1 protein-coding gene and 1 pseudogene are annotated in these 1,049 nt (G+C 44.2%); both read right to left on the bottom strand.

The genetic code is table 11. The annotated features are described in order from the left end of the window. Positions 1-139: pseudogene (locus R8269_RS26165) on the bottom strand (heme biosynthesis protein HemY); the annotation flags it as partial. Next, positions 139-1,049: uroporphyrinogen-III C-methyltransferase (locus tag R8269_RS26160; protein ID WP_318223033.1), on the bottom strand; the 911-nt coding region annotated here is incomplete at its 5' end. The gene R8269_RS26160 and the pseudogene R8269_RS26165, both read right to left, overlap by 1 nt.

Genomic DNA, 1,049 nt, shown 5'->3' with positions numbered 1-1,049 from the left:
AGATCACCAAAGTGGTCACGCTCATTTCGATGGTCTTGTTTGCTATTGAGATCAGTACATATCCTTGTTGACCAGAAAACTGAGTACCGACAAATAGACCTGCACCTAGAACGACAAATAGGAAAATAAGGCGAATCATTATTTATCCCCCGTACCTGTCATTGTTGTGACTTCACGACGTAGTCGCTCACGAATCACATCCGATAGCTGAGATTGGCTTTCCAGTTTTGCAGGGTACTCAACTTGAATATTTTGTTGGCTTAATTGGTTGAGTGCTTTGTTGAATTCTTTCACTGCGTTGTCGTCTTGATTGAAGAAAGCCATCGCCCACTTGTCAGCTGTCGTTAACGAAGTGGTGTAGATTTCGCCTTGCTCTTGGTAAACCGCTTTGATTGCTGTTTCCAGTTTGGCCTTGATGTTTTCTTTTAAATAGAAATGCTGCTCTGGAGACAATAATGGGATGACGTTGCCATCGCGAGTACGGAAAGTAATAAAGTTCTCAGAGAAGTCTTTCAGAGAGGTCATTAAATTATCTTGCCAGTTTGAAATGTCTTCTGATACTTCATGTTGAGCAACGACTTGGGCTTCCGGCAGTAGTGCATTTGCTAGAGGCAACTTATCTACTTGCTGCTGTAGAGCGGTTAAACGCAGAACAAGACCGTCACGGTCAATCAATGGGACAGTGCGCAGTTTGGTGATGTCGTTTGCCATCGCTTTACGCAGTTTAACTAAGCTTGGATCGTTTAGCGCGGCAATACGTTGGTCTGCGCTTTCCATTAGTTGAGTTGCGCTTTCTACGTCATGCTCTAAGAACAGTTTACGACCAGCCAACTTCACAAGGTAATCGGCCTCTGCCAATAGCCAGTCGTTTGGACGTCGGCCTTTCACATCTGCGACGGCGAGTTGTAAACTTTCAATGCTCTTTTGTTGTTGACCAAGCACCACTTCTGCTTTGTGCGTTACTGTGGTCGCTTTCTCGATGGTTTCTTCTTTAACTTGGTTTAGCTCTTGCTTCATCGAAGCTTGCGCTTTTTCTAGTTGGTTTTGTA

Source organism: Vibrio sp. Vb0667 (assembly GCF_033391095.1).
The sequence above is the reverse complement of the archived record's forward strand: the minus strand, read 5'-3'. Positions and strand labels throughout refer to the sequence as shown.